21 protein-coding genes are annotated in these 21748 nt (G+C 42.4%); 14 read left to right on the plus strand and 7 right to left on the minus strand.

Annotated features, from left to right (window positions below):
• Positions 1-62: 62 nt before the first annotated feature.
• Complete coding sequence (locus V7R42_RS04405) at positions 63-917, minus strand: ion transporter (protein WP_334019000.1); 855 nt, start codon at positions 915-917, stop codon at positions 63-65.
• Between the two features lie 210 nt (positions 918-1127).
• Between V7R42_RS04405 and V7R42_RS04410 the strand changes: the two genes are divergently transcribed.
• Positions 1128-1280 (plus strand): hypothetical protein, encoded by a 153-nt coding sequence (locus V7R42_RS04410; RefSeq protein WP_334019001.1) that lies wholly within the window; start codon positions 1128-1130, stop codon positions 1278-1280.
• A 135-nt stretch (positions 1281-1415) separates the two neighbouring features.
• On the opposite strand, the gene tolC is transcribed toward V7R42_RS04410, so the two are convergent.
• The gene (tolC, locus tag V7R42_RS04415) at positions 1416-2813 is read right to left on the minus strand and encodes an outer membrane channel protein TolC (protein WP_334019002.1); all 1398 of its coding nucleotides are present in this window, start codon (positions 2811-2813) and stop codon (positions 1416-1418) included.
• Positions 2814-3109: 296 nt separating this feature from the next.
• On the opposite strand from tolC, the gene nudF reads away from it, so the two are divergent.
• The 10 genes from nudF to V7R42_RS04465 all read left to right on the plus strand — a co-directional run bounded on the left by nudF (position 3110) and on the right by V7R42_RS04465 (position 13511).
• The gene (gene nudF, locus V7R42_RS04420; RefSeq protein WP_334019003.1) at positions 3110-3736 is read left to right on the plus strand and encodes an ADP-ribose diphosphatase; all 627 of its coding nucleotides are present in this window, start codon (positions 3110-3112) and stop codon (positions 3734-3736) included.
• Positions 3733-4173, plus strand: coding sequence for a DUF1249 domain-containing protein (locus V7R42_RS04425; protein WP_438823630.1), 441 nt, complete (start codon positions 3733-3735; stop codon positions 4171-4173). The genes nudF and V7R42_RS04425 overlap by 4 nt, the downstream gene beginning before the upstream one ends.
• On the plus strand, positions 4170-4979 hold the full coding sequence (locus V7R42_RS04430) for a metallophosphoesterase family protein (protein WP_334019004.1): 810 nt from the start codon (positions 4170-4172) through the stop codon (positions 4977-4979). The genes V7R42_RS04425 and V7R42_RS04430 overlap by 4 nt, the downstream gene beginning before the upstream one ends.
• A 38-nt stretch (positions 4980-5017) precedes the next feature.
• Positions 5018-5599 (plus strand): YqiA/YcfP family alpha/beta fold hydrolase, encoded by a 582-nt coding sequence (locus V7R42_RS04435; protein WP_334019005.1) that lies wholly within the window; start codon positions 5018-5020, stop codon positions 5597-5599.
• Between the two features lie 126 nt (positions 5600-5725).
• A complete protein-coding gene (parE, locus tag V7R42_RS04440; protein WP_334019006.1) occupies positions 5726-7627 on the plus strand; it encodes a DNA topoisomerase IV subunit B in 1902 nt (633 codons plus the stop codon).
• 198 nt (positions 7628-7825) lie between these two features.
• On the plus strand, positions 7826-8371 hold the full coding sequence (locus V7R42_RS04445; protein ID WP_334019007.1) for a Tn7 transposase TnsA N-terminal domain-containing protein: 546 nt from the start codon (positions 7826-7828) through the stop codon (positions 8369-8371).
• A 1-nt stretch (position 8372) separates the two neighbouring features.
• Positions 8373-10349, plus strand: coding sequence for a hypothetical protein (locus V7R42_RS04450; RefSeq protein WP_334019008.1), 1977 nt, complete (start codon positions 8373-8375; stop codon positions 10347-10349).
• Positions 10350-10354: 5 nt separating this feature from the next.
• The gene (locus tag V7R42_RS04455; protein ID WP_334019009.1) at positions 10355-11380 is read left to right on the plus strand and encodes a TniB family NTP-binding protein; all 1026 of its coding nucleotides are present in this window, start codon (positions 10355-10357) and stop codon (positions 11378-11380) included.
• 6 nt (positions 11381-11386) lie between these two features.
• Positions 11387-12427, plus strand: a complete 1041-nt coding sequence (locus V7R42_RS04460; RefSeq protein ID WP_334019010.1) for a TniQ family protein — start codon at positions 11387-11389, stop codon at positions 12425-12427.
• 52 nt (positions 12428-12479) lie between these two features.
• Positions 12480-13511, plus strand: a complete 1032-nt coding sequence (locus V7R42_RS04465; RefSeq protein ID WP_334019011.1) for a DUF6236 family protein — start codon at positions 12480-12482, stop codon at positions 13509-13511.
• A 262-nt stretch (positions 13512-13773) separates the two neighbouring features.
• Here the strand turns inward: V7R42_RS04465 and V7R42_RS04470 are convergent, their stop codons facing one another.
• The 5 genes from V7R42_RS04470 to V7R42_RS04490 form a co-directional block, all read right to left on the minus strand.
• Complete coding sequence (locus V7R42_RS04470) at positions 13774-13992, minus strand: GDCCVxC domain-containing (seleno)protein (RefSeq protein WP_334019012.1); 219 nt, start codon at positions 13990-13992, stop codon at positions 13774-13776.
• The gene (gene merC, locus V7R42_RS04475; RefSeq protein ID WP_044556817.1) at positions 13980-14369 is read right to left on the minus strand and encodes an organomercurial transporter MerC; all 390 of its coding nucleotides are present in this window, start codon (positions 14367-14369) and stop codon (positions 13980-13982) included. The genes V7R42_RS04470 and merC overlap by 13 nt, the downstream gene beginning before the upstream one ends.
• A gap of 56 nt (positions 14370-14425) precedes the next feature.
• The gene (locus tag V7R42_RS04480; protein ID WP_044557005.1) at positions 14426-14803 is read right to left on the minus strand and encodes a MerR family transcriptional regulator; all 378 of its coding nucleotides are present in this window, start codon (positions 14801-14803) and stop codon (positions 14426-14428) included.
• A gap of 568 nt (positions 14804-15371) precedes the next feature.
• Positions 15372-15665, minus strand: a complete 294-nt coding sequence (locus V7R42_RS04485; protein WP_334019013.1) for a hypothetical protein — start codon at positions 15663-15665, stop codon at positions 15372-15374.
• A 2-nt stretch (positions 15666-15667) separates the two neighbouring features.
• Entirely contained in the window at positions 15668-17500 is a 1833-nt protein-coding gene (locus tag V7R42_RS04490; protein ID WP_334019014.1) for a TniQ family protein, read from the minus strand.
• A 558-nt stretch (positions 17501-18058) separates the two neighbouring features.
• Between V7R42_RS04490 and V7R42_RS04495 the strand changes: the two genes are divergently transcribed.
• From V7R42_RS04495 to V7R42_RS04505, 3 genes are read left to right on the plus strand one after another with little or no spacing between them, the layout of a single operon-like run.
• The gene (locus V7R42_RS04495; protein ID WP_334019015.1) at positions 18059-19234 is read left to right on the plus strand and encodes a dsDNA nuclease domain-containing protein; all 1176 of its coding nucleotides are present in this window, start codon (positions 18059-18061) and stop codon (positions 19232-19234) included.
• Positions 19231-19719: a hypothetical protein gene (locus tag V7R42_RS04500; RefSeq protein WP_334019016.1), complete on the plus strand. Its 489-nt coding sequence runs from the start codon at positions 19231-19233 to the stop codon at positions 19717-19719. The genes V7R42_RS04495 and V7R42_RS04500 overlap by 4 nt, the downstream gene beginning before the upstream one ends.
• Positions 19706-21490 carry an AAA family ATPase gene (locus V7R42_RS04505; protein ID WP_334019017.1) on the plus strand — a complete coding sequence of 595 codons (1785 nt, stop codon included), beginning with the start codon at positions 19706-19708 and terminating at the stop codon, positions 21488-21490. Before V7R42_RS04500 ends, V7R42_RS04505 begins: the two co-directional genes overlap by 14 nt.
• The last annotated feature ends 258 nt before the right edge of the window (positions 21491-21748 follow it).

Below are 21748 nucleotides of genomic sequence, written 5' to 3' on the forward strand. Positions count from 1 at the left end.
AGCAACGAAAAAGGCCACATTGACGTGGCCTTTTTCTATCGTGCTGGTTGAGCGCTAAGTGCTTAGTTTGTCTTATTTAGCGTTTTATTTTCGCTACTAGCGGCGATCTGTGCTTTTAGCTCTCGCAACTCTTTCATCACATCATGCAAGGTAGGCTCTACGTTTCCCTGTGCAATTTGCTCTTCAAGCAAAGCGGCTTCTTTTTCTTCTCGCGCTTTCTCGTTTTCTCTTTCCATCACATTCACCACAATACCGATCACCATGTTAAGGAATGCGAACGCGGTAAAGAAAATGAAGGTAAGGTAGAAAATCCAGCTTAGCGAGTAAACCTCCTGAGTCTCGTACATTACATCAGTCCAATCTTCGAATGTCATAATTCTAAAGAGTGTTAGCATCGAGATAGTGATATCACCCCACAGCACAGGGTTGATGGTTTCAAATAGGGTGCTTCCTACGGCGGCGTATATGTAGAAAATAATAAACATCAACAGCATGACATAGGCTAATTGAGGTAATGCTTTAACCAAAGATACTAATAAAATCCTAAGCTCGGGGATGATAGAAATCATACGCAATACGCGGAACACACGCACCAAACGGGCGATAAGTGCCAGTTCGGTATCGTCTGCCGGAATGAGGCTAATAACCACAATCAGTGTGTCAAACCAGTTCCAAAAGCTCTTGAAAAAGTATCGTTTACGTTTCTCGGCCAAAAATCGTATGGTGATCTCTGTTAAAAAGAACGCGCTAATAAACCAGTCTAAAAATAACGTAATGGATGACATGCCTGTTGGCAGTTCATAGGTTTTGGCACCTACCAGCAGCGCTGAAATAACGATAACGCTAATGACAAAAGCTTCGAACCATTTATTGGCTCGAATACGCTCAAATTTATTTTGAAGTTCAGAGGCTTGCATTTCAATTTATCACTCAAAGAAAAACCAAATAACCAAAGGGCTTGTGGTAAGCGCGATTGGCGGTATACTTAGTAAACAATAGTGCTGAATTTGGGCACTTATTGCTTACAAATGTAGGGGCACAAAGGGCGTTTTAAAACCTGTATCGCCACATGTGACCTAAACGTTTATCAAGCCAAATACACAGGCTTAAAATTAAAGGGCATAATCATGGATGATGAATTACAGTTGTTGCAACAGAAACTGCACATAGTGTCTGAACGCCTATCTAACTTCGCACCTACAAAACAAAATGCTGAAGCCTTGCGCGCAGAATATCGCCAACTGCTCAGTGCACTAAAAAGGTTTACGCCCGCGGCGTAGCATTCCTTTCTCATCACCGTTTGAATAGAACCTGCTTTTGCTATCAACTAATTAAAACAAGTAGGCATAAAAAAGGGCAGCATAGGCTACCCTTTCTTACTCTTGAAAGCGCTTGGCGCAATCAACTACTTAGTGTTAGCCATTGGTTTTGGTTTCTGCTGGCTTAAGACCACGGTTGATCATAGCCACATCTTCACCTGTCAATGTACCTGCCGCTTGCTTAAGCGTAATTACTGACTGAATAAAGTCGTAGCGTGCGCCCGCAAGGTTACGACGTGCGTCAAATAAGTTACGGGTGCTGTCTAGTACATCAACAATAGTACGCGTACCTACATCAAAGCCTGCTTCGGTTGCTTTAAGCGCGCTATCTGCCGATACAACTGATTGCTCCAGAGCGCGAATGGTTGAGATAGACGCTTTTACGTTATTAAACGAGCTACGCACCGACTGTACCGTTTGACGGTATGTTTGTTCTGCTGCTTGGCTAGCTGCAACATAGTTGTATTTTGCTTGCGACGTTTGCGCGTTTACACGACCGCCTTGATAGATAGGAACGTTCAGCGTAATGCCAATAGACTGGCTATCCAGATAGGGGGTCTCATATCCAAATGGCGTTGTAGAGCCATCGTCGTTGAGTATTTCGGCATCTACATCATCTTTTGAACGACCGTAGCTGCCAGAAAGTGATAACGTTGGAAGGTGACCAGAGCGTGCAATAGCGATATCTTCTTTAGCCACATCCATAGCTAAACGGTCGACGAGTAATGCAAGGTTTTTGTCCTGAGCAGTTTCTAGCCAGCTGTCAACGGTTTCAGGTACCGGCATAGTTGCAGAGAAATTTTCTGTATTTAGACCGAATAGACGGTCGTGGTACTTGCCGGTAATAACACGAAGTGCTTCAAGAGCAAACTCAAGCTGGTTTTTCGCTTGGATTTCTTGAGCTACTGTACTGTCGTAGTTTGCTTGCGCTTCATGCACGTCAGTAATAGCAGTTAGACCCACCTCGAAGCGCTGCCGTGTTTGCTCAAGCTGTCGCTCAATGGCACGTTTTTCAGCACCTACAAACTCTACGTTGTCACGAGCGCGCAATACGTCAAAGTAAGCTGTAACCGTACGCACGATAACGTCTTGCATGCTAGCAGCAAGCTGTGCATCACTTTGTTCAGCAACTTTTTCAGCGCGGTCTAGACCCAGCCAGTTAGCGTGGTCGTATAAAGACATAGAAAGTGATAATCCGTAGTCGATAGTGTCTACTTCTGTATCTGTAGTAAATACCTGAAGGCCGTTGTCACCGGCCGCTTGTTGAAAGCGCTCCGATTCTGACATGGTGTAGCCGACAGAGCCTGAAAGTTGGGGTAATAGACTTGCGCGGCTAAGACTGATTCCTTCGAACGCAGCATCACGTTGCGCTTTCGCCTGGTTTACCAATGGATCGTTCGCCAGTGCTTGTTGATATACCTGCATTAGGTCATCGGCTAGCGCACCAGTTGTCATCGAAACACCGATAACTAGCGACAGAAGTGTTCGTTTCATGCTTACGTCTTCCTGTTGTGTTCAAGTTGCGTCGTCGTTTATTCGTTGAGACGACTTATTAAAACCAAGTGTATGAAAATTCAACCACAAACCGAAAGTCCAAACTCGTAACAGTATTCGATTAACTGTAACAGAATATGTGATCTACCCACGCAATTTTTATAGTAATAGACGACTTGTAATATGAGTTTTCTGTTATTCGCTCACACGCCATATCGCATTTTTCATGCGTATACATGGTTGGTGTGTAAATGTACTATGTATGATAAATCTATTTGAACCATAAGTGTCAGCAAATGAGCAAGGAATTCCTTTCATTTACCTCAAATGATGTCGAAATCACCGACATTAAGCCAGTGTTTCGTGGTTTTTTTACCATGAATCAGTATCAATTTAAGCACAAGTGTTTTAATGGAGAATGGAGCGACACGGTTACGCGAGAAATATTTGAACGCGGTCACGCGGTGGGTGTCTTACCCTACGATCCTGAACTCCAAGAGTTTGTGCTTATAGAGCAAGTAAGAATTGGGGCATTAGCCACGTCTTCAAGCCCTTGGTTAATAGAAATTATCGCCGGTATGATCGATAAAGGCGAAACGCCAGAGTCGGTATGCCATAGAGAATCGATGGAAGAGGCAGGTATTACCCTAGAGAAATTAACCAAAGCGCTGAGTTATTTATCGAGCCCGGGCGGCACGACCGAAAGATTACACATTTTTATAGCAAAGACTGATGCTAGCCAAGCGCAAGGCATTCACGGCCTAGAAAGCGAATCTGAAGACATTAAAGTACACCGAATAAAAGAAAATACCGCACTTGAATGGTTGGAAAATGGCCATATAGACAACGCCGCAGCGGTAATTGCGCTACAATGGTTCTTTATGCACAAAACACAACTTCTGGAGCAGTGGCAGACATCGTGACACAACGCAATCAACGAAAATACGTACCCCATCTTCCTTCCATGCAGGCGCTTTGCGAACTGAACTACTCCCACGTTCTGAGAATTTTGCCTGATTGCGATACGGAAGATTTGAGCTATGAATTTTCGGTTGGCGTGGGCCTGTCTTATGAAATCCGTATTGTGGAGTCTGCTCGCTACACCAGTACGTTAAGCATTAAACAAACCACTAAAGATATGCCTTCATATTTAACGCCCAGCATGACGGTGCGCTTATATCACGATGCGCGTATGGCCGAGGTTATCAATAGCCAAAATACGGGAGCGCTTGAACCTTCGTACGAGTACCCGAACTTAAAAATGCGCCAGCGTAACGAAAAGCACATGGTGAATATCTTTTTAGCTGAATGGCTAAACTTTTGTTTGCAACACTCCTCAAATATTACGTCTGAAGCGTGATAACACTCATTCAGCTAAGTGATTGCCACTTACTAAAAGACAAAGATAAGACGGGTTATACGGGCATAGCGCCTTATGATTCACTAGCACGCGTGCTTACTGATATCCAAAATTGCATTGTTCAAGAAGTTGCCAGCGAGCCAGAACAGAGGGCAAAGCACCAAGTTATTGTGCTGGTTACTGGGGATATTAGCGGCGATAATTCACCTGAGAGCTATCAGCATTTTATTGCATTGATGGAGCAACATATTGAGCCAGCATGTATAGAGTGGTTTGTGCTGGCGGGAAACCATGACAATAATCCGTACTTCGAAAAATATCTTGGCAGCCGTCATTTAAAGAGCAATGACCCGATAAGCTTTCCCAATTGGCAAATACATGGCATGGATACCCGCGCTACAAGTAATAGGTACACGGCAGCGGGGGAAGTGAAAGAAAGCGATATACAGGCGCTAGAGCAGTCGTTAACAACGTCGCCGCAGGCCAATCACCTTATTGCGCTTCATCATCACATATTGCCTTCAAATAGCTGGATGGATAAGCACTCTTTGGTTGATGCGCAACGGTTAGTATCGCTTACAGATGAATATCCGCAAATAAAAGCCTTCGTCCACGGACACGTACATTCGCCGTTACGCCAACAGATAGGAACGAACAATACGCCTTCTTACGGCAGCCCTTCTACGTGTTGGCAGTGGGAAATGCGGCCCGAGTTTGGTGTTAGCAATGAAGCGTCGGGGTATCAGGTGATGAACTTAATGGATGACGGCATGGTAAATGTAACCGTTAAAACTCAAACGAACTAGTACAAAGCACGAAAAAAAACAACAAAATAGAGAACAGTATGCAGCACATTTTATATCTTCACGGCTTTCTAAGTTCGCCGAAATCCATTAAGGCGCAAGCCACTAAAGCGTATTTTGAGCAGCATCACTCAAACGTTACCTTACACATTCCTGAACTGTCTAATTTTCCTAGCAAAGTGGAAGACCAATTAATTTCACTTATTGAGAACACGCCAGCACTGCTTGAAAATGGGCTGAAACTTATTGGTAGTTCAATGGGTGGTTATCTCTCTACATTTTTGCTTGAAAAGTTTGGTGGCAAAGCGGTGTTAATCAATCCTGCTGTTCGCCCTTACGAGCTACTGCAAAGCTTTATCGGTACTCATAAAAACCCTTACAGCAAAGAAATGTTTGAAATAGTAGAAAGTGATATGGGGGTAATCCAAGCATTAGAGGCAACGTCAATTAAAACGCCAGGCAACTACAAAGTGCTGCTTCAGACCGAGGATGAAACACTGGATTACCGCTTAGCGGCTGAAAAGTACGCACAAAGTCATCTGGTTATTGAAGAAGGCGGCGACCACAGCTTTGTAGGTTATGAGAATCACTTGCCTGCTATTGCCGAGTTTTTGCTGAAATAAGCGCATTGCCAGTCTTTACTCGCCCTGCTAACATCAAACTTATGCTGTGCGGCGCTATGCTTACTATACTAGTCTTAGTGCTGCGTACCTCTTTCTTTGTCGCTGGCTTAAATAATAACCATAACTATGTCAAATCAATACAATTCAGATGCTATCGAGGTTTTAAACGGCCTTGACCCCGTAAAACGCCGCCCTGGTATGTATACCGACACTACCCGCCCTAATCACTTGGGTCAGGAAGTCATTGATAACAGTGTGGATGAAGCGCTTGCAGGGCATGCCTCTAACATCAAAGTAATTTTACATGAAGACCAATCGTTAGAAGTTATTGACGATGGTCGTGGTATGCCGGTAGATATTCACCCTGAAGAGGGGATATCAGGCGTAGAGCTTATTCTATGTAAGCTTCACGCGGGTGGTAAGTTTTCAAATAAAAACTACGCCTTCTCTGGTGGCCTTCACGGCGTGGGGATCTCGGTAGTTAACGCGCTTTCAACTCGCGTAGAGGTGACCATTCGACGAGACAGTAACGTATACCAAATTGCCTTTGAAAACGGCGATAAAGTAGAAGACTTACAGGTTATCGATACCTGCGGTAAGCGCAATACAGGAACCCGCGTTCACTTCTGGCCCGACCCGCAATACTTCGACTCTGCAAAATTCTCAGCCAGTCGACTTGTGCACAACTTGCGCGCTAAGGCGGTACTGAGCCCAGGTTTGCGTATTCGCTTCGACAACAAGATCACCAAAGAAAGCCAAGAATGGTATTACGAAGATGGCCTTAAAGACTACCTCTACCAAGCGGTGGAAGAATTTGAAACCTTACCGTCAGATACGCCATTTGTAGGTACATTCAGTGGTAATACAGAAGCCGCCGATTGGGCCGTAATGTGGTTACCTGAAGGTGGTGATTTAGTAACGGAAAGCTACGTTAATCTTATTCCTACAGCACAAGGCGGTACACACGTTAATGGGCTTCGCCAAGGCTTATTGGAGTCAATGCGCGAATTCTGCGAATTTAGAAACTTAATGCCCCGTGGTGTTAAGTTATCGCCCGATGATATTTGGGACCGCTGTGCCTATATTCTGTCGACTAAGATGCAGGACCCGCAGTTTGCCGGGCAGACCAAAGAGCGGCTGTCTTCACGTCAGGCCAGCGCGTTTGTATCAGGTGTAGTGAAAGACGCATTCAGCCTGTGGCTAAACCAGCACACCGAAATTGCTGAAGCGCTTGCTGAAATGTGTATCAACAATGCACAGCGCCGCCTGCGTCAAACCAAAAAAGTTGCGCGTAAAAAGGTCACGCAAGGGCCTGCACTACCAGGCAAACTGACCGACTGTTCATCACAAGATATTTCTTACTCTGAACTCTTTTTAGTAGAGGGTGACTCGGCGGGGGGCTCGGCCAAGCAAGCGCGTGACCGAGAGTTTCAGGCCATTATGCCCCTGCGCGGTAAAATCCTAAATAGCTGGGAAGTTGACTCTTCTCAGGTGTTGGCCTCACAGGAAATTCATGATATTTCAGTTGCGCTGGGTATCGACCCTGATTCAACGGACCTGTCGGGTTTGCGCTACGGTAAAATTTGTATTCTTGCTGATGCTGACTCCGATGGGCTACACATTGCAACGCTACTATGTGCGCTCTTTGTACGTCACTTCAGAACCTTGGTAGAGCAAGGCCACGTGTATGTCGCTATGCCGCCGCTATTTAGAATAGATGTAGGCAAAGAGGTGTATTACGCGCTAGATGAAGGCGAGAAGCAGGGCATTCTTGACCGCATTGAAGCGGAAAAGAAACGCGGCAAAGTTAACGTGCAGCGCTTTAAAGGCTTGGGTGAAATGAACCCGCTACAGCTTCGCGAAACCACCATGGATCCGAATACCCGTCGCCTTGTTCAGCTGACCATTGAAGACGCTGAAGAAATGATGGAACTGATGGACATGCTGCTTGCCAAGAAGCGTTCTGGCGACCGTAAAATATGGCTTGAAAGTAAAGGTAATATGGCCGAAGTGGCTTTTGTAGGGTAAAGCATAAGTTGTCAAAAATAAAATAATCGCTGTCAAAATTAAGCATAACTTGACAGCGATGGTTCCTTTCACTATATATCTATCCTCTTTCAATTTTATGCCTATTCGATTGTGGAATTCCTTTCTAAGCGCAGAGACCTCAAAAAAATAAAACGAAAGACCATTTGTAAGTTCCCTTCCGAGAAAGGGGATGTCTCAATGGTTTATACGGAAGGGGTGCTTGAGGAGAATTTCTGCTATCACCTCGAAATGGATTCATCAGTTGTTGAATATCAATGCCAGCCTCTTGGGTATTATTATTTTTACGAGGGCCAAAAGCTGCGTTACACACCAGATTTCAAAGTTGTATATCAAAGCGATGACGGGCAGATAGTAATTTACTACGAAGTCAAACAACGCAAGTTCGTTGATAAAGAATTTGAGAGAGAGCTTGAAGCAAAAAGGTGGCCTGCAAAGAATGCTGGTAGTGATCTCATTCTAGTTGACGATCAGTTTATTATGAAGCAGCCCAAACTCATCAATTTTAAGAGAGTGTATACCGCTAGAAGACGCGGCAAGCCAAGCCCCGCATTGATAAGGGCTGTTACTAGTGCTTTTGCGTCAGTTGATAGCATAAGTGCAATAGAGTTAATGGAAAGCTTACAGCTATCTATTGGCGAGATTTATCAGTTGATAAACTTCAAAATACTTGTTTCTGACTTTGAACAACTTTTTGGGCCAGACATGACCCTTTGGAGAGGATAAAGTGCGCTCATCAATTGTTACTGGCAACTTTATAGTCAAAGATGAACGTCAGTATGAAATCACTGAAATCGGCCCGAAAAAGGAAATTTATTTAAAGGACTCGATCACTTCAGCCAAGCTCAAATATTCGTTCAAAGAAATCAGCGATCTCATATTCCTAGGTCAAGCGCAGGTAATATCTACCGACAGCAAGTTCAACAAATTACATTCCGATGACGCTATGGACTTCCACAGCTACCCTGAAGAACTTAAGGCCGTGGCTCGCGAGCGTCACTTGTATGTAAAGGCGTTTGAAGTATCAGGAATAAAAGGCTGTTCTAATAAGAAGCCAATCAGAGAGTTGATTGAGACTGTTGCCAGTCAAAACGACATCGAGCCAATTAGCTGGCGAACGTTAAAGCGCTATATAGATGCTTATGGTGAGTACGGAGTAAGGGGACTCGTTCCGAGTACTAAAAAGAAAGGAAATCGAAAGTCACGTAAAAGTGAAAAACTAGAGGCGTTTATTTCAGATGCTTTAGAGCAGTTCAAAGATAGTAAGAGGCCGACGTTTGCAAAGGCGTATGAGGGTTTAAAAGATCGCATCGTCATACATAATCATGAACTCAAACTACAAGACACGCCGCCAGACGCTTCTGAATACCTTGATAGTATTTCTTATCAAGGGTTTATAAATAGAGCCAAAAATATAGCTCCAGCAGATTTGCTTGCGGCGTACATTGGCAAGGCTAAAGTCCAAACAAAGTACAGAGTATCCAGCAAGCCAGACAAAGCATATTTGATTCTTGATAGAGCAGAAATTGATCATACAGGTGGAGACTGTATTGTTGTTGACGATAGCTCCCGTCTTCCACTCGGACGGCCTAATGCTACTGCTGTGCTAGACAAAAGATCTGGTTCGCCATTAGGGATGAATATTGGTTTTGAAGCTCCCAGTTTTGTTAGTGTCGGAAGAGCTGTAAAGCACGCAATTTCTGACAAAACTGAGTTTCTAAAGCAGTTTCCTAAAGTCGAGGGAGACTGGCCTTGCAGAGGTGCGTTCTGTGAGCTTGCTTATGATAGGGGAGCAGAGTTTGAAAGTACTTTGCTAGAAGACGCTTTGGATGATCTTCAAATTGCGGGTCGAGGTAACCCTGCTGGTATGCCTTGGTATAAAGGTGGCGTGGAGACCTTTTTTAAAACCATCAATGAACGATTCTTAAACGACACTCCCGGAAAAGTATTCTCCGAAATATTAGACTCAAACGAATATGATCCTGAGAAAAATGCAGTTATTTCGCTGTCTGAGTTCTTAGAGTCATTTTATGTCTGGTTAGTAGACGTGTATATGCGATCACCGCATGGTAGGGATAAAACAATTCCTTATGTGGTTTGGAAACAAGATGAACCGTTTGTAGATGTTGAGCCGATATCACCCAAAAAGCTCGACTTAGCGTTTTCTCAAAACCTTACTCGGAGAAATAACGATGATGGTGTTGTATACGAACATATTAAGTACGACAGCTTCGAATTAAAACAATTACGAATGCAGTTTGGAAACGAGGATGTCCAAATTAAAGTCGATAGAGAAGACTTATCCCAAATTCAAGTACTTCACCCAATAGACAAAAAGTTCTTCGCTGTCGATTCTACAGACCAAGAATACACACAAGGTTTAACCTACTATCAGCATATGGTTTGCAAGCGCTACAAAGCCAAGCTTGCAAAGGAGTCAACGGATGACGTATCTCTTGCATATGCTCGACGCAGAATAAAAGAGATCATTGATGACGCATTTGCTAATACTAAGAGGGTGAAGATAGCACATGCTAAATCAGCCTCTCGGTTTAACGATTTGGGTCAACATCAAGTCGGCAACAATACGAACATGTCAACTCAGAATTCGACTCAGAAGCCTAGTATGCCAAGTATTCCAACTGGCGACGTTAAGCCAAAAGAGTCTAACTCAGATTTCTTAAAGCGATTCCAGAACAAATAATGACTATGACACTAGAAGAAAAAATTGCTCAGATTGAGAATATTTACATTGAGACGCGAAAAATAAAAGAAATAATGGAAGATATTGACGAAGCCATTTTAGTTGGAAAAGCATCTAACTATGCAAGCCAGCCGATATGCACTCTTGTCATGGGCTTAAGCGGCGTTGGTAAAACTTCTCTCAAAGAACACTTCGAAAAAAAATATCCACGAAAAACCATTGTGGACGAAGACAAAGAGCAGGTAATCGTTCCGATTTTGTCAACGACTCTTACTGACGATAAAAATCCTAAGGCTGCTCCGGGCAAAATGCTTCGCGACTTAGGGGATTTGTTACAAGGAGCAAAAGGAACACGCTCAGAGTTAGGGGACCGATTTACGGCGCAGATAAATGACGCTCAGACTCAAGCTATTTTTATAGATGAGTTCCAACACGCATTCGAAGGTGCAAGCGAAAGCAGAAAAGGTAGTGCTGCAAATTGGATTAAAACGTTAATTAATCAAACTAAGAGGCCCGTTGTTTTGTTTGGGTTGCCTTGGTGTATTGAGTTACTCGCTCAAAGCAGCGAGTTACGAAACCGATTTGACAATATTCACTATTTAGAAGAGTACGACCAAGAAGATGAAATGTTTGCAGACTGGCTTGAATTACTTGAACAGGTTGAAAAACAACTTCCTTTTGATAAGCCATCCAATCTTTCTAATCCAGAACTCGCTCTACGTATTCTTGCGTTAACCGGAGGAAATATATCACGTCTCATGAAGAAGCTAATCAAGCCTGCTGCTCGGAAGGCATTAATGAGTGGGGAGGACTGTATTGGCGTACATAGGCTTTTGGCGGCGGCAAGAAAGCATATGTCTGTCCCAGAAGATTACAACCCGCTATCCAGTAAAATTGATATAGACAATATTGAGGTAAAGCACTTCTTAACGTATGAAGAGCAAAGACGTTTCAAAGATAAAAAAGAAAGTCGAAAATACGTAGAAGTGGGCAAGGATGACTCATTAGCTGATGTATTTCGTCCGCGTTAGACCTGCATGTTGTTAACCAGACCATTCAGTTCGACAGATGAGACGTTACAAAGCTTCCTCATTCGTTTAGCCAGAGCCAATCACTACACCTTTGAAGCGTGGTCAAGGCACCTCGCTGATCAAGGCATACCTTATCGGACCCGAAACCAAGAATCTCGAAAAAAACTTGTCGAATATATCGATGGCATTCTGGGTAGAAATGAAACTTCTGAACTCTTCGATCAGTGGGCATTTTATACAGATCTCAAACTGGGGTTCGATTTTGCCAGAATTAAAATTTGCCCCCATTGCTTCAAGGAATCGAAGGGCAAGCTTCACCCTAAGTGGTCATTCAGGTTCAATCTAACTTGCCCCGTTCATGGTTGCCTGCTGGTGGATACATGCTCTTGTTGTGGCACCGCAATAAATGAGCAAGCAGTCCATAGTCATAAATGTACAGAGTGCGGCACACCATTGATTACGAGTGAAAGCACCATAGCCGAACCTGATTCTTTTAGTGGGCAAATACATGAACTTGATAGTACCAAATTGATATCCGATGAAAGAAATCGAACTGCTCTTATTAACTTACTAACAGCGCAGTTCAACACTATTGAGGCATTATCAAACTATGTTTACGAAGGTGACCAAGCAAAGTGGCGGAAAAAGCGAGCCTATAGTTTGGCTCAGCGATATCAACATCAAATCGCAGTAAGTCAGGCTCTATCTAGCCAATCCGCTACGAATGATGCGGTGGCTCAATATGCAGGTGAAGTAATAAGTGATGGTGAGACTGATATTGCAAAGTTGTTCAGGTATTCCCGGAAAGCCATTAAAAACCAATTTCCGCAGATGCTGATAAAGGCAATAAAAACCTACGTTGAAAATTTTGATGACGACAACGGAATAACCGTTGGGCTGCGTTGGTTAAGTGACCTCTATGGTATTGATGATGACAGCCTGTTTAAATTTGTCGTGTTAAACCACGAGGCGCTTCAAACGAGGAAAGGTGTTATTAGACTTCTTGATGCTGGCCACGTGATTGATGGCTATTTGAAATCAAGGTGATATCCTGAACGTTGATTGGTCAGAATACAGCCAAAGTACTCAAGGATGAATGATGCAAGATAACGCCTTATATTTCCCTTATATCTCTGTCCCCAACGAATCATGGACCATCAAGACTCTCTTGTATTGGGATAAATTGGCTTCGATTGTTCCTATGGATCATATGCACGAGCCTGAGCGGTTAACTCCCTTTATGCGAGAACTGGTGCGGTCTGACTTGGTTGAACAGCTTTTTCCCGGCTCATATCTGTATGAAATAGATGAGTTTGAAAAATCGTTTATCAACCTCATTCAAGAAAAGCTAAATCAACAACAACGCTTCAAATCCGATAGGGGGTGGATTCAATCTGCAAAGTCGGACAGTAATCTAGTGAAAATACATGCCGAAAAAATGGGCTATATTCCACATTTTCTGATAGAGCAAAATTTGGCTCAGAAATGTGATCAATACGGTTGGTATCGGGTAGAGCGAAATGTTGCCAATTTATTTATGTGTTACTTGGCGACTTGTTTAGGCTCATTAGAACGAGTCAATGCAGTTCCTGTTACTAACAGTATTCAAAACACTATTCCTTTTGGTAATGCTGGTATTCATAGGCGATATATCAATCGCCATCGTCAAAAAGCAAGAGACGTCGTTCTAAAAGCCTTGTTACCCGTACCGAAAGAAAAAGTACAGTTAGATGACCTTCTCAGATTTAAAAGTGATCATGGTCACCTGTTACCTCCGCTAAGGTTGATGGTAGAAAATCACTGCGCTGAAGTTTCAAGAATTGATGATCCGCATGATAGAGCTGATTTTTCTTTGCAGTTCCTAAATGATTGTAATAATACAATTCAAGAAATCGAAGAAGCGATGAAGCCTACTTGGAAAAAAATCACCTTCGGTTCATTATTACCTGTTGCTGCATCGGGACTAGCATGGAGCGCTGTGGCTCCGGCTTCTGCATTAGGAAATTTGGCTGCTGGAACTAGCTTTTTAGCTAGTGCATATAATGCGTTATATCAAATTCAAGAACCTCGTCGTAGAGTGGAGAACAAACCGTTAGCATATGTGGCGCATGCGCATTTGCGTTTAGGGTGACAGTCAGGTCTGAGCTAGTACAGATAAAGTTTCCTAGACCTGAATCAAAGCCCATTTTTGGTTTTAGCTCAACATATTGGTGCCCTCACTAGGATTATTGGGCGCTGATTCAGATATGTGCGGGTGAACACGACACGTCGTGACTCGCAGCTCACACACCAAAGCAGAAGTTCGACTATCCAATATCAAGCGGCAGATACAGACAAATTGCAGACCTTCAGAAGGTTGATATCGGACTTACTATTTGTGCCATTAGCAGACGTTAAGATTTATTGCAGCAACTACTTCCTTCTTGAATAGGTGGGCACTTAACAGTCCCAAAAGAGCAATAAACGCAACAATCACCTATTAAAGGCTTGAGTAGCGCTTTGCATCCCTCACATTCGTAATACCACTGGCAAGCGTTTGTTGGCATGGTCTCGACCTTACTAAAGGCGCACTCGGGACAAGTAATCTTAGATTCCAATTCTATACCTCGCATACGGGTTCCTTAACTGGCTTAACGACATCCAATACTGACATAAATACCATCCATGTGATCCCAAAGTAAAATAAGTAAGTGCTCCAGTCGTATTGCCACAGTGGATAAAGAGTCAGCAATACTGCAATTGGGCCAATTACACTTAATATGCCCCTTACCACATGCTTATGTTGATACCAGTTGTACGAGTTGACCAATAAAGCGAGCGCAGCAAACAATGGTAATAAAGTATTAACCGCTATTCCTTCAAAATGTGATAGAAAACCAAGCCCTAAAGCTGATGCTAGTGAACCAAGTGCGGGGAAACATGCTGTGCAGCTAAGTGCGGCTAGCCAAACGCCACCAGAGCCTACTTTATCTAGAATTTTATTCATCATAATTACCTCTACTTTTGAGGTAGTCTAAACTCCGTACATAGGTACGGAGTCAATAGTTAATTGAGCGAATTGATTATTGGGCAGGAATTAGGGTCATGGTTGGCTTTACAAGAATTTGTCATATCTTGAATCACATGTTCTAGCCGCTGCAAAATAGCAATTTTCTCTCGAATCAACTTAAGTTTTTGTAATCCCATCGATTCGACATCAGCGCAGTTTCCACTCATCGTCATGAGCGAAGCGACTTCATCAAGTGTAAAGCCCAAGGCTTTAGCTTTTAATATGAATTTAAGTTGACTCACATGGGTGTCGTCATACATGCGATAACCACTATCAGGTTTTAGTGGCTGTACGATAAGTCCTTTACGTTCATAAAATCGGATTGTTTCTACGCTAATGTCTAGTTCTTTAGCCAGCGTTCCAATGGTTTTCATAAGCGGATTCTCTAAAACAATTAGCATTATTCTATCATTATTAGACAAGTGCTGAACTTCCGTTAATCGCACACTAAACCAATTGATTTATCATACTGCAAGTGTCTGCAATACGTACATTTCTGCCGTTTAAGTACTGTGGTATAAACGGCAGCGTTTGGCACAAAGTTACTGTTCACGAACACAAAAAAGGATCAGCGTAGCTTATTGCCATTATGCTGAGATGAGGCTCTTTTCTTTAGCTATGGGAAGATTTGGTTTCATTTCTTAATGTGATTACTTCTGATGGGGTGATAGCACTGCGGAGTAGCGGAATTTCACTCAAATAAACCGCCGATTTCTTGCCTTCGTTTTCACTCAGGAAATATTCTGAACCTGAATCGGTAATAACCTTCTTCGATAAAGGGTCAATTGATTCGATGAGAGAGGTACATACGTTGGAACCTACCTTAAACCTTCCAGTGTAATACTGTGCCTAAAGTTCGGTTTGTGGCATCTTCCAAAACCATGACAATAAGAAAATTTCTTACTGTTGTATGCATTTTTGACCTCTTACTAAGAGACTCGATTAACGGTTATTGATTGAGGCTTCGCAAAATCGAATTGTCAGGTTGCTCTCTCGACAAAACTCCAGAATAGCCTTTTCATACTTCAGGCTGTCATCTTCGTAACGACAGTAAAACTCGATAACGTCGTCTCGAATCAAACCTCTGATATCATTGGCTCCGTTATCGATATTGATAGTATTGGTGCCATCTAACTTGTGGATTTTGGATGCGCCAAACTTAGCTTTTGCCAACTTAGCCAATAAAGACCAAGGGTCTTGCTCATCTGCAATTATCTCGATGCCTAACTTTGCCATATTTATCTCAGATTCGAAAGATTAGTGGGAGAAGATGGGGGTTGTAGTTTGCCTGCACACCGACGCGAATAAAGCTTTACGCAAGCGCCGTCAATGTTGGGACCCGAAACCTGAGTGTACGACTGGCGGTTGGTCGCACTAATGGGTGTACCAACCCTAAACTTCCGTTTGAATTGGGCCAAAGATGATTTGCTAATCAGCTTCACGGGCCTAGCTGTTCGTTCTACTTTTCGTTTCTGATAACTGATAAACCCGCGTTTCATCCAATCATAAATCGCGTTGATGTTTGCCCCTACCAATTCGCTGGCTTCTTTTGGAGAGACAAAGTCTTTCTCGTGCTCTGCTAACGATGGGATTGGAACGAACTGATGTAAACTCAATGGCTGGCTCGGATCAGCAACCATTTTGCAATTAAGTGTTCCAGACAGTATTGCTTTGATAGAGGCTACTATGTCCATTCCTCTAAATGTCTGGCGTTTAAAACCATGAAGGTCTGGATCTCTAGCTACGGTGCTACGTGCCTTAAGACTCCCTACAAGCTGTTGTATTTCACTTTTCTCAATTAGCCAGTCTCTGTTCTCTCTGGTCGGCTTGATAAGGGCTGGGAGTAGCTCTGCTGTCAGTAACTTTCTAGTTTGATGGTTAGATATACATAAGGCTTGCGCACAACCCGTTAGTGAAACGGCATTGTCTAGCGTCAATCCGAGTCTATCTACATCAATTCTGTGATACCAAGAATTGTCATTAGGGAATTGCGCTATCGGATGCAGTAAGCCAACTCGAACATATAGCTTTAGCCTTGTTGGAGGACATTTCAGGATATTGCATGCTTGCTTTTCATTCACCGTGTTCGAGTTATGTAATACACCATCGCCCAACCTAATGGCGCTGCTCATAATGGGATATGGGTAAGCATTGGTCAAATACTGTTCAAAAACAGGGCGAATGAGTTGTTTGACGCAATCTGAGACAATTGATGGTGCATACAAAGCATCATAAATGTCCCTGTAATAATGCCTGAGGCCACTTTTTCCTCGCTTTGATAATGGATGGTGCTCAAAGGACTTTAGTTCGTTGTGAAACGATACAGGCCAGTTTTCCAGAATGTTGAATGCATTGATGTAGTTCTCGTCTTTTCGGAAGCTATTTCGAATCGATGCATTTTGGGCAAGCCAGCGACGCGTATTGAAGCGAGCGAAGAAGTAAAGCAAATCGAGCAATGTTGATAGATCTAATTTACCCAGTGATGCTGAGGGTGTGCAGAAGCCAGTCGTCAAAGCATCGTCAATAGCCTGATTCATCCCCCATTCGCAATCAATGATAGGAACATTGGATAGTGCAACGTCCCACGTCGTCACTTTGTTGAGAAGATAGTGAGTCCCCCAAGTTAAGGCTCTGCCTGTTTCAGGGGATTGAGTAAGCAGCTTTACCCCATGTATTAGGCAGAGGGTTTTCGCGCAAAGGCTATTGGATAGATCAATAGGACGATTCTCAATAAGGCAGAATGGGCAGACTTTAAGGCGGTTGTAACGTATCGCATGTTCACGAAATCGCTTGCCACATACTTCTAACGCATTTGACTCAATGTGTTTTGCCGCCATCAGTCCTAATGTACCGTGGGTAAGGTTAGCGCATCGCTCCACAGCTTGAGTATCAAACTCACCAAACCATATCTTTTTGGCAGGCAATCTGTTGTTTGAAATGGAAGCACCCAGATGTTGGAGCAATACTACAGGATTCCTGTAATGGTTAGCTGAAATCAGACGCAACAGGTACGAGGGAAGTGATTCATCTTCTCGCGGATAGGGCCTTGAAAGTAAACATTTACAAACCATTTTTGTTGGTTTAACTACGAACCTAACCCGGAACTTTCGCCATGTTACTCTTGTAATTGAGATACGCGGTGCAGAGCTTATCAAGCTCCTCAGGTGAGAAGTGTATTGTAATCAAATCACCATCATAGCACTTAGAATATTCAAATAATTCACAGTTAAACAGCTCAAGCGCATAACTTTGAATCTTCGGTTGTTCAGAGCAGAAAGTCACTAGATGAATCCCATTTGCCTTATCCAGATGAACTGACTCACTTAGAATTATGTCTCTCATTGTCTTAGCCTGTTGCCTGCAAAATAGTCCACAAAAGTTAGCAGGTCTGTTCATCAATTAGCCAATATTTAAGAGTTATACCTCTTCAAAAAATAGTCTTTATTAGGTGAGTGTGCTAGGCTCTATGGTTGGGTTTATGTGATTGATTTTAAACAATTAATTACATGTTTATTAAATGGGCCTTAACTTGGATAATTTAATGTGAAATAAATCAATGTGGATAACTTGCCTGCCTTTAAGGTATGTTTATACAAAAGTGCAACATTAAAAGGGATAATAAAAAGCACATGGCATTGGAAAAGAAGAAGCCCAGAGAGCAAGACGGTCGTGATTCTTTTGGCCGATACAGGGCACAAGTTAGATCTGCCGCAATCGCGAGTCTTTCTATCCTTGAGAATAAGGACATTGATCGTGTTTATTGTGATCTCCACGACGATTTTGTAGTTCGTAGCGTTGACGAAAATGGGATTGGCTATCTTTTCTATCAGGTCAAGACAAAAGGTAAGGCCAACCATAATTGGACTCTTAACGAAGTATTTGGACTAAAAGACAGGTTAAAAGACCAATCAAAGCAATCCACAGCAAAAATCAAAGATAGCTTCGTTGGCAAGCTACTCCTCCATACAGTTGTTTTCGATCAGTACTGCAATACAGTTGTTTTTCAAACCAACATCCATAACAGTGACCAAGTGTCTGAGATGATTGCAGATGTTGAGAGCGGTGCTTTTGAGAACAAATTTGTACAAGTACTGTTGGATAGGTTTTGTGAATGTTACCCAGAAGAAATTGCAGAAGAATTGACCCTAGATGATATAAAGCGACGTATTTCAAAGCTTAAATTTGAAACAGATGTTCAGTATTTAAAGCAAGGTGATGACAATTTTGAACCAATAGCAAAGGAGAAAATCTTTAGGTTTAGTGAAGTCGATCTAGGGTATCTGGAAACCAAAGAAATTTTGAACAAGTTGCTAGAACTCGTATCGAAAAAGTCTAGCGGTAAAATAACTGACTGGAACAAAGAGGCTATCGAGGAGCAAGCAGGTATTGCTATTGACGACCTTTTGTCAGTACTAAGTATTTCTAAAGATGCCTACTATGCTTTGCTAAATGGTGGAGATGGGAAAGCGATAAAGAGCGCGTCTATTATCCAGCGTATGTTGGAATCTGGTGGGGTCTCACAAGAGGCAGTCAAATACTGTTCAAATTGCAAGACGCATTGGGACGGATGGTACAGAGAAAACAGGCATGTGGTTCCTGAGATAGACTTACAGTCAATATTGGGTCGAGTCAGAACTATGATTAAACAAGAGCGAATGCAAGCTGGTAGCTTATGCATTGCTGATTTGCGTAGCCCTATCAAGCAATTGAACGAGACACTTACACAAGAAGATATCTTATACGACCTAGATAACAATGCCTTACTGGGGGCTGTATTTTCAGAGCTTATTAAGGGAAGCATATGAACTTTGATTCGTTTTTTGATCAACTGGAAGATAACGGTCTTTCGCTAAAAGTAGATGAGTTGACTTCGAAATCAGACAAGCTTCTGGACAATGAAGCTCTTTTCCAGTTACCGCTGATTAGCTTAATTATTCTATTGCTGGCAAAGGACAAGCGAAAACCAAAGGTTTCAGAAATAGGCCAGTTAGTAGGTGAAAGTATCGAGGCCAGTATGCAGGGATTCAAAGGTTCAGCTCAACATGTCGGTTGGTCAGCGAACCTAAGAATTAGAACAGTCAAAGCCATCGGTTTTCTGGAATACACAAATTTACTCATTGTAAACAATCGAAAGGGGCGAGTTGATATATCTGATTTAGGAAAAAAAGTTGTAAAGCGTGCTATGGATTGGGATGACAATCTTGCATACAACTTACAGGTAATTTCTCGTTCATACCGGAATATTTGCGTATCAAAACAATTGGACATGGAACTAAATGAAGTTAGTTAGTCTCGAAATCTTTCCGAAAGGAAACAATGGATGGAAGTCAGAAAAGCTTGAGTTTGGGAGTCATATAACTCAGTTATACGGCCCCAACGGGTGCGGCAAAACGCCATTAGTGCAGTCTATAGCCTATTGCTTGGGATACCCATGTGTTTTTCGCAAAGACATCTATGAACGATGTAACTACGTTGTTTTGGAAGTTTCAACTTCAAAAGGCCCGCTATCGCTGAAACGTTTCTTCTCGAAAGATACTGATATCGTGGTTAATGAGCCAACAGGAACAGAGCAACGCTTTTTCGACGAAGATAGTTATTCTGCATACTTATTTGAATGGCTAGATATTGAGACTAGTAAGTTGGTAACAGTGAAGAGCAAACCAACGTCGGCTTATTTGTCAACGTTACTTCCCATATTTTATCTTGATCAAGACGAAGGTTACAGCAAGGTCTACAACTCACCAAGTAACTTTATCAAAGACCAATTGTCTGAAATGATAAGAATGGTCTTCCGTCTGCCCGTGAAGAATTCTTTCGACAAGAAAAAAGCACGTTTGCATGCGAAGGATCTGCTGGACTACCAAGATAAGCGTGTTGAGGCCCTAAAAAAACAGTTGGATTTGGCAAAGCATGAAGCTCGTGAGATCAATAAAAAGCCTGAGGAGTTAAGAAGCGAAATTAGTGGCCTCAACGGTGAACTGGAGCAGTTAAAAACGTCTAGTGTCTCTCATGATGATACTTTGGCTGTTTTTGACAGAATCATTGCTGGACACAAGACCACGATTAGGAATATTGACTCAGAAATTGCCGGAATAAAGAAAAGGCGCTCTGGTATTCAGAGAATCATCGCAGATATCGAAACAGAAATAGAAACTCTTAATCTTAATGAAGAGGCTCGAAGGGTCTTTTTATCCTTTAGCGAAATCTGTGGCTCTGACAACTGTCAGCTATTCTCGCAAAGTTCTGATGCTTACAGTAAGAATCTCCTTTATCTAAAAGACCAGATTAAAGATCTTGAAAGGAATAGTACGCTTGACGATGCAGTTTTTGAACAACTGAAGTCACAACGCACTCAAGTTAAAGGTGTTATCAAGTCGATAGTAGACGAGCGAAATGCTTCCATTGAAAAGAGCGAGATCTCAGCATTAGTAGAAGTGATATCAGGGCTGAAATCGCAAATTTTTGAGTTGCAATCTCAACTGAGTGAGCTTGAAAAAATAGAATCGCTCGAACAAAAGCTTTTCGAGGTTAAAAACGAGCGTAACAGTGCATATGAAAATTACCGGGCAATGGGTAATTCTAACAGCAGTAGTCCAGAATTAATGAAATTGCGTTCCAATCTAGGCCAGCTTATAGTCAAATGGGTTGACAAACTGCGAACAAAAAATATTAGTAAAGACATTAGTTTTGTTGACGACTTTAAACCTGTTCTTGGTTCGGAAAACGTCTCTCAGCTTAAAGGCAGTACTCGTATTCGTGTTGTATTAGCTTATCATGCCGCCTTGTTCGAGTTGATTGTAAAGCGAGAAGATCGACCGTTCTCCTTCTTAATTCTCGATACACCTAAGCAACACGAGATACACAACGATGACCTTGACCAATATATGGCAGCTCTGAAATCATTGGCTGAAAAAAATGGTATCCAAGTCGTATTTTCGACAACTGAGTACCATTATGAGGGGAATGAGTTGGACATAGATTGGACACCAAAATTTCCCGGCGACGAGCAAAACATGTTTTTACGTTTGAACGATACTATTGAGATTAGGTCTGAAACCTAACCTCTAAAAGTACGTGAAAGCCAGATAAAAGCCAGTAATGATTTTGGTGACAGTATAACTCCTATATATTGGAATGAAATCGCCTTACCATTGCGTGTTTCTCGAAAACGAACGACTTAGCAGGTATCTAGATGTTGTCAGCTTATGCTTTATTATGCATCTTAATTGTCATTTTTTGGAATTAACTTGCGATCACGTAAGATTGTTAGTGTTGAAAAACTCGGCCTGCAAAGTTATCATTTTGTCAACTTATGCTTT

It is taken from the genome of Alteromonas sp. S015, from assembly GCF_036864485.1.
Taxonomy (GTDB): Bacteria; Pseudomonadota; Gammaproteobacteria; order Enterobacterales; family Alteromonadaceae; genus Alteromonas.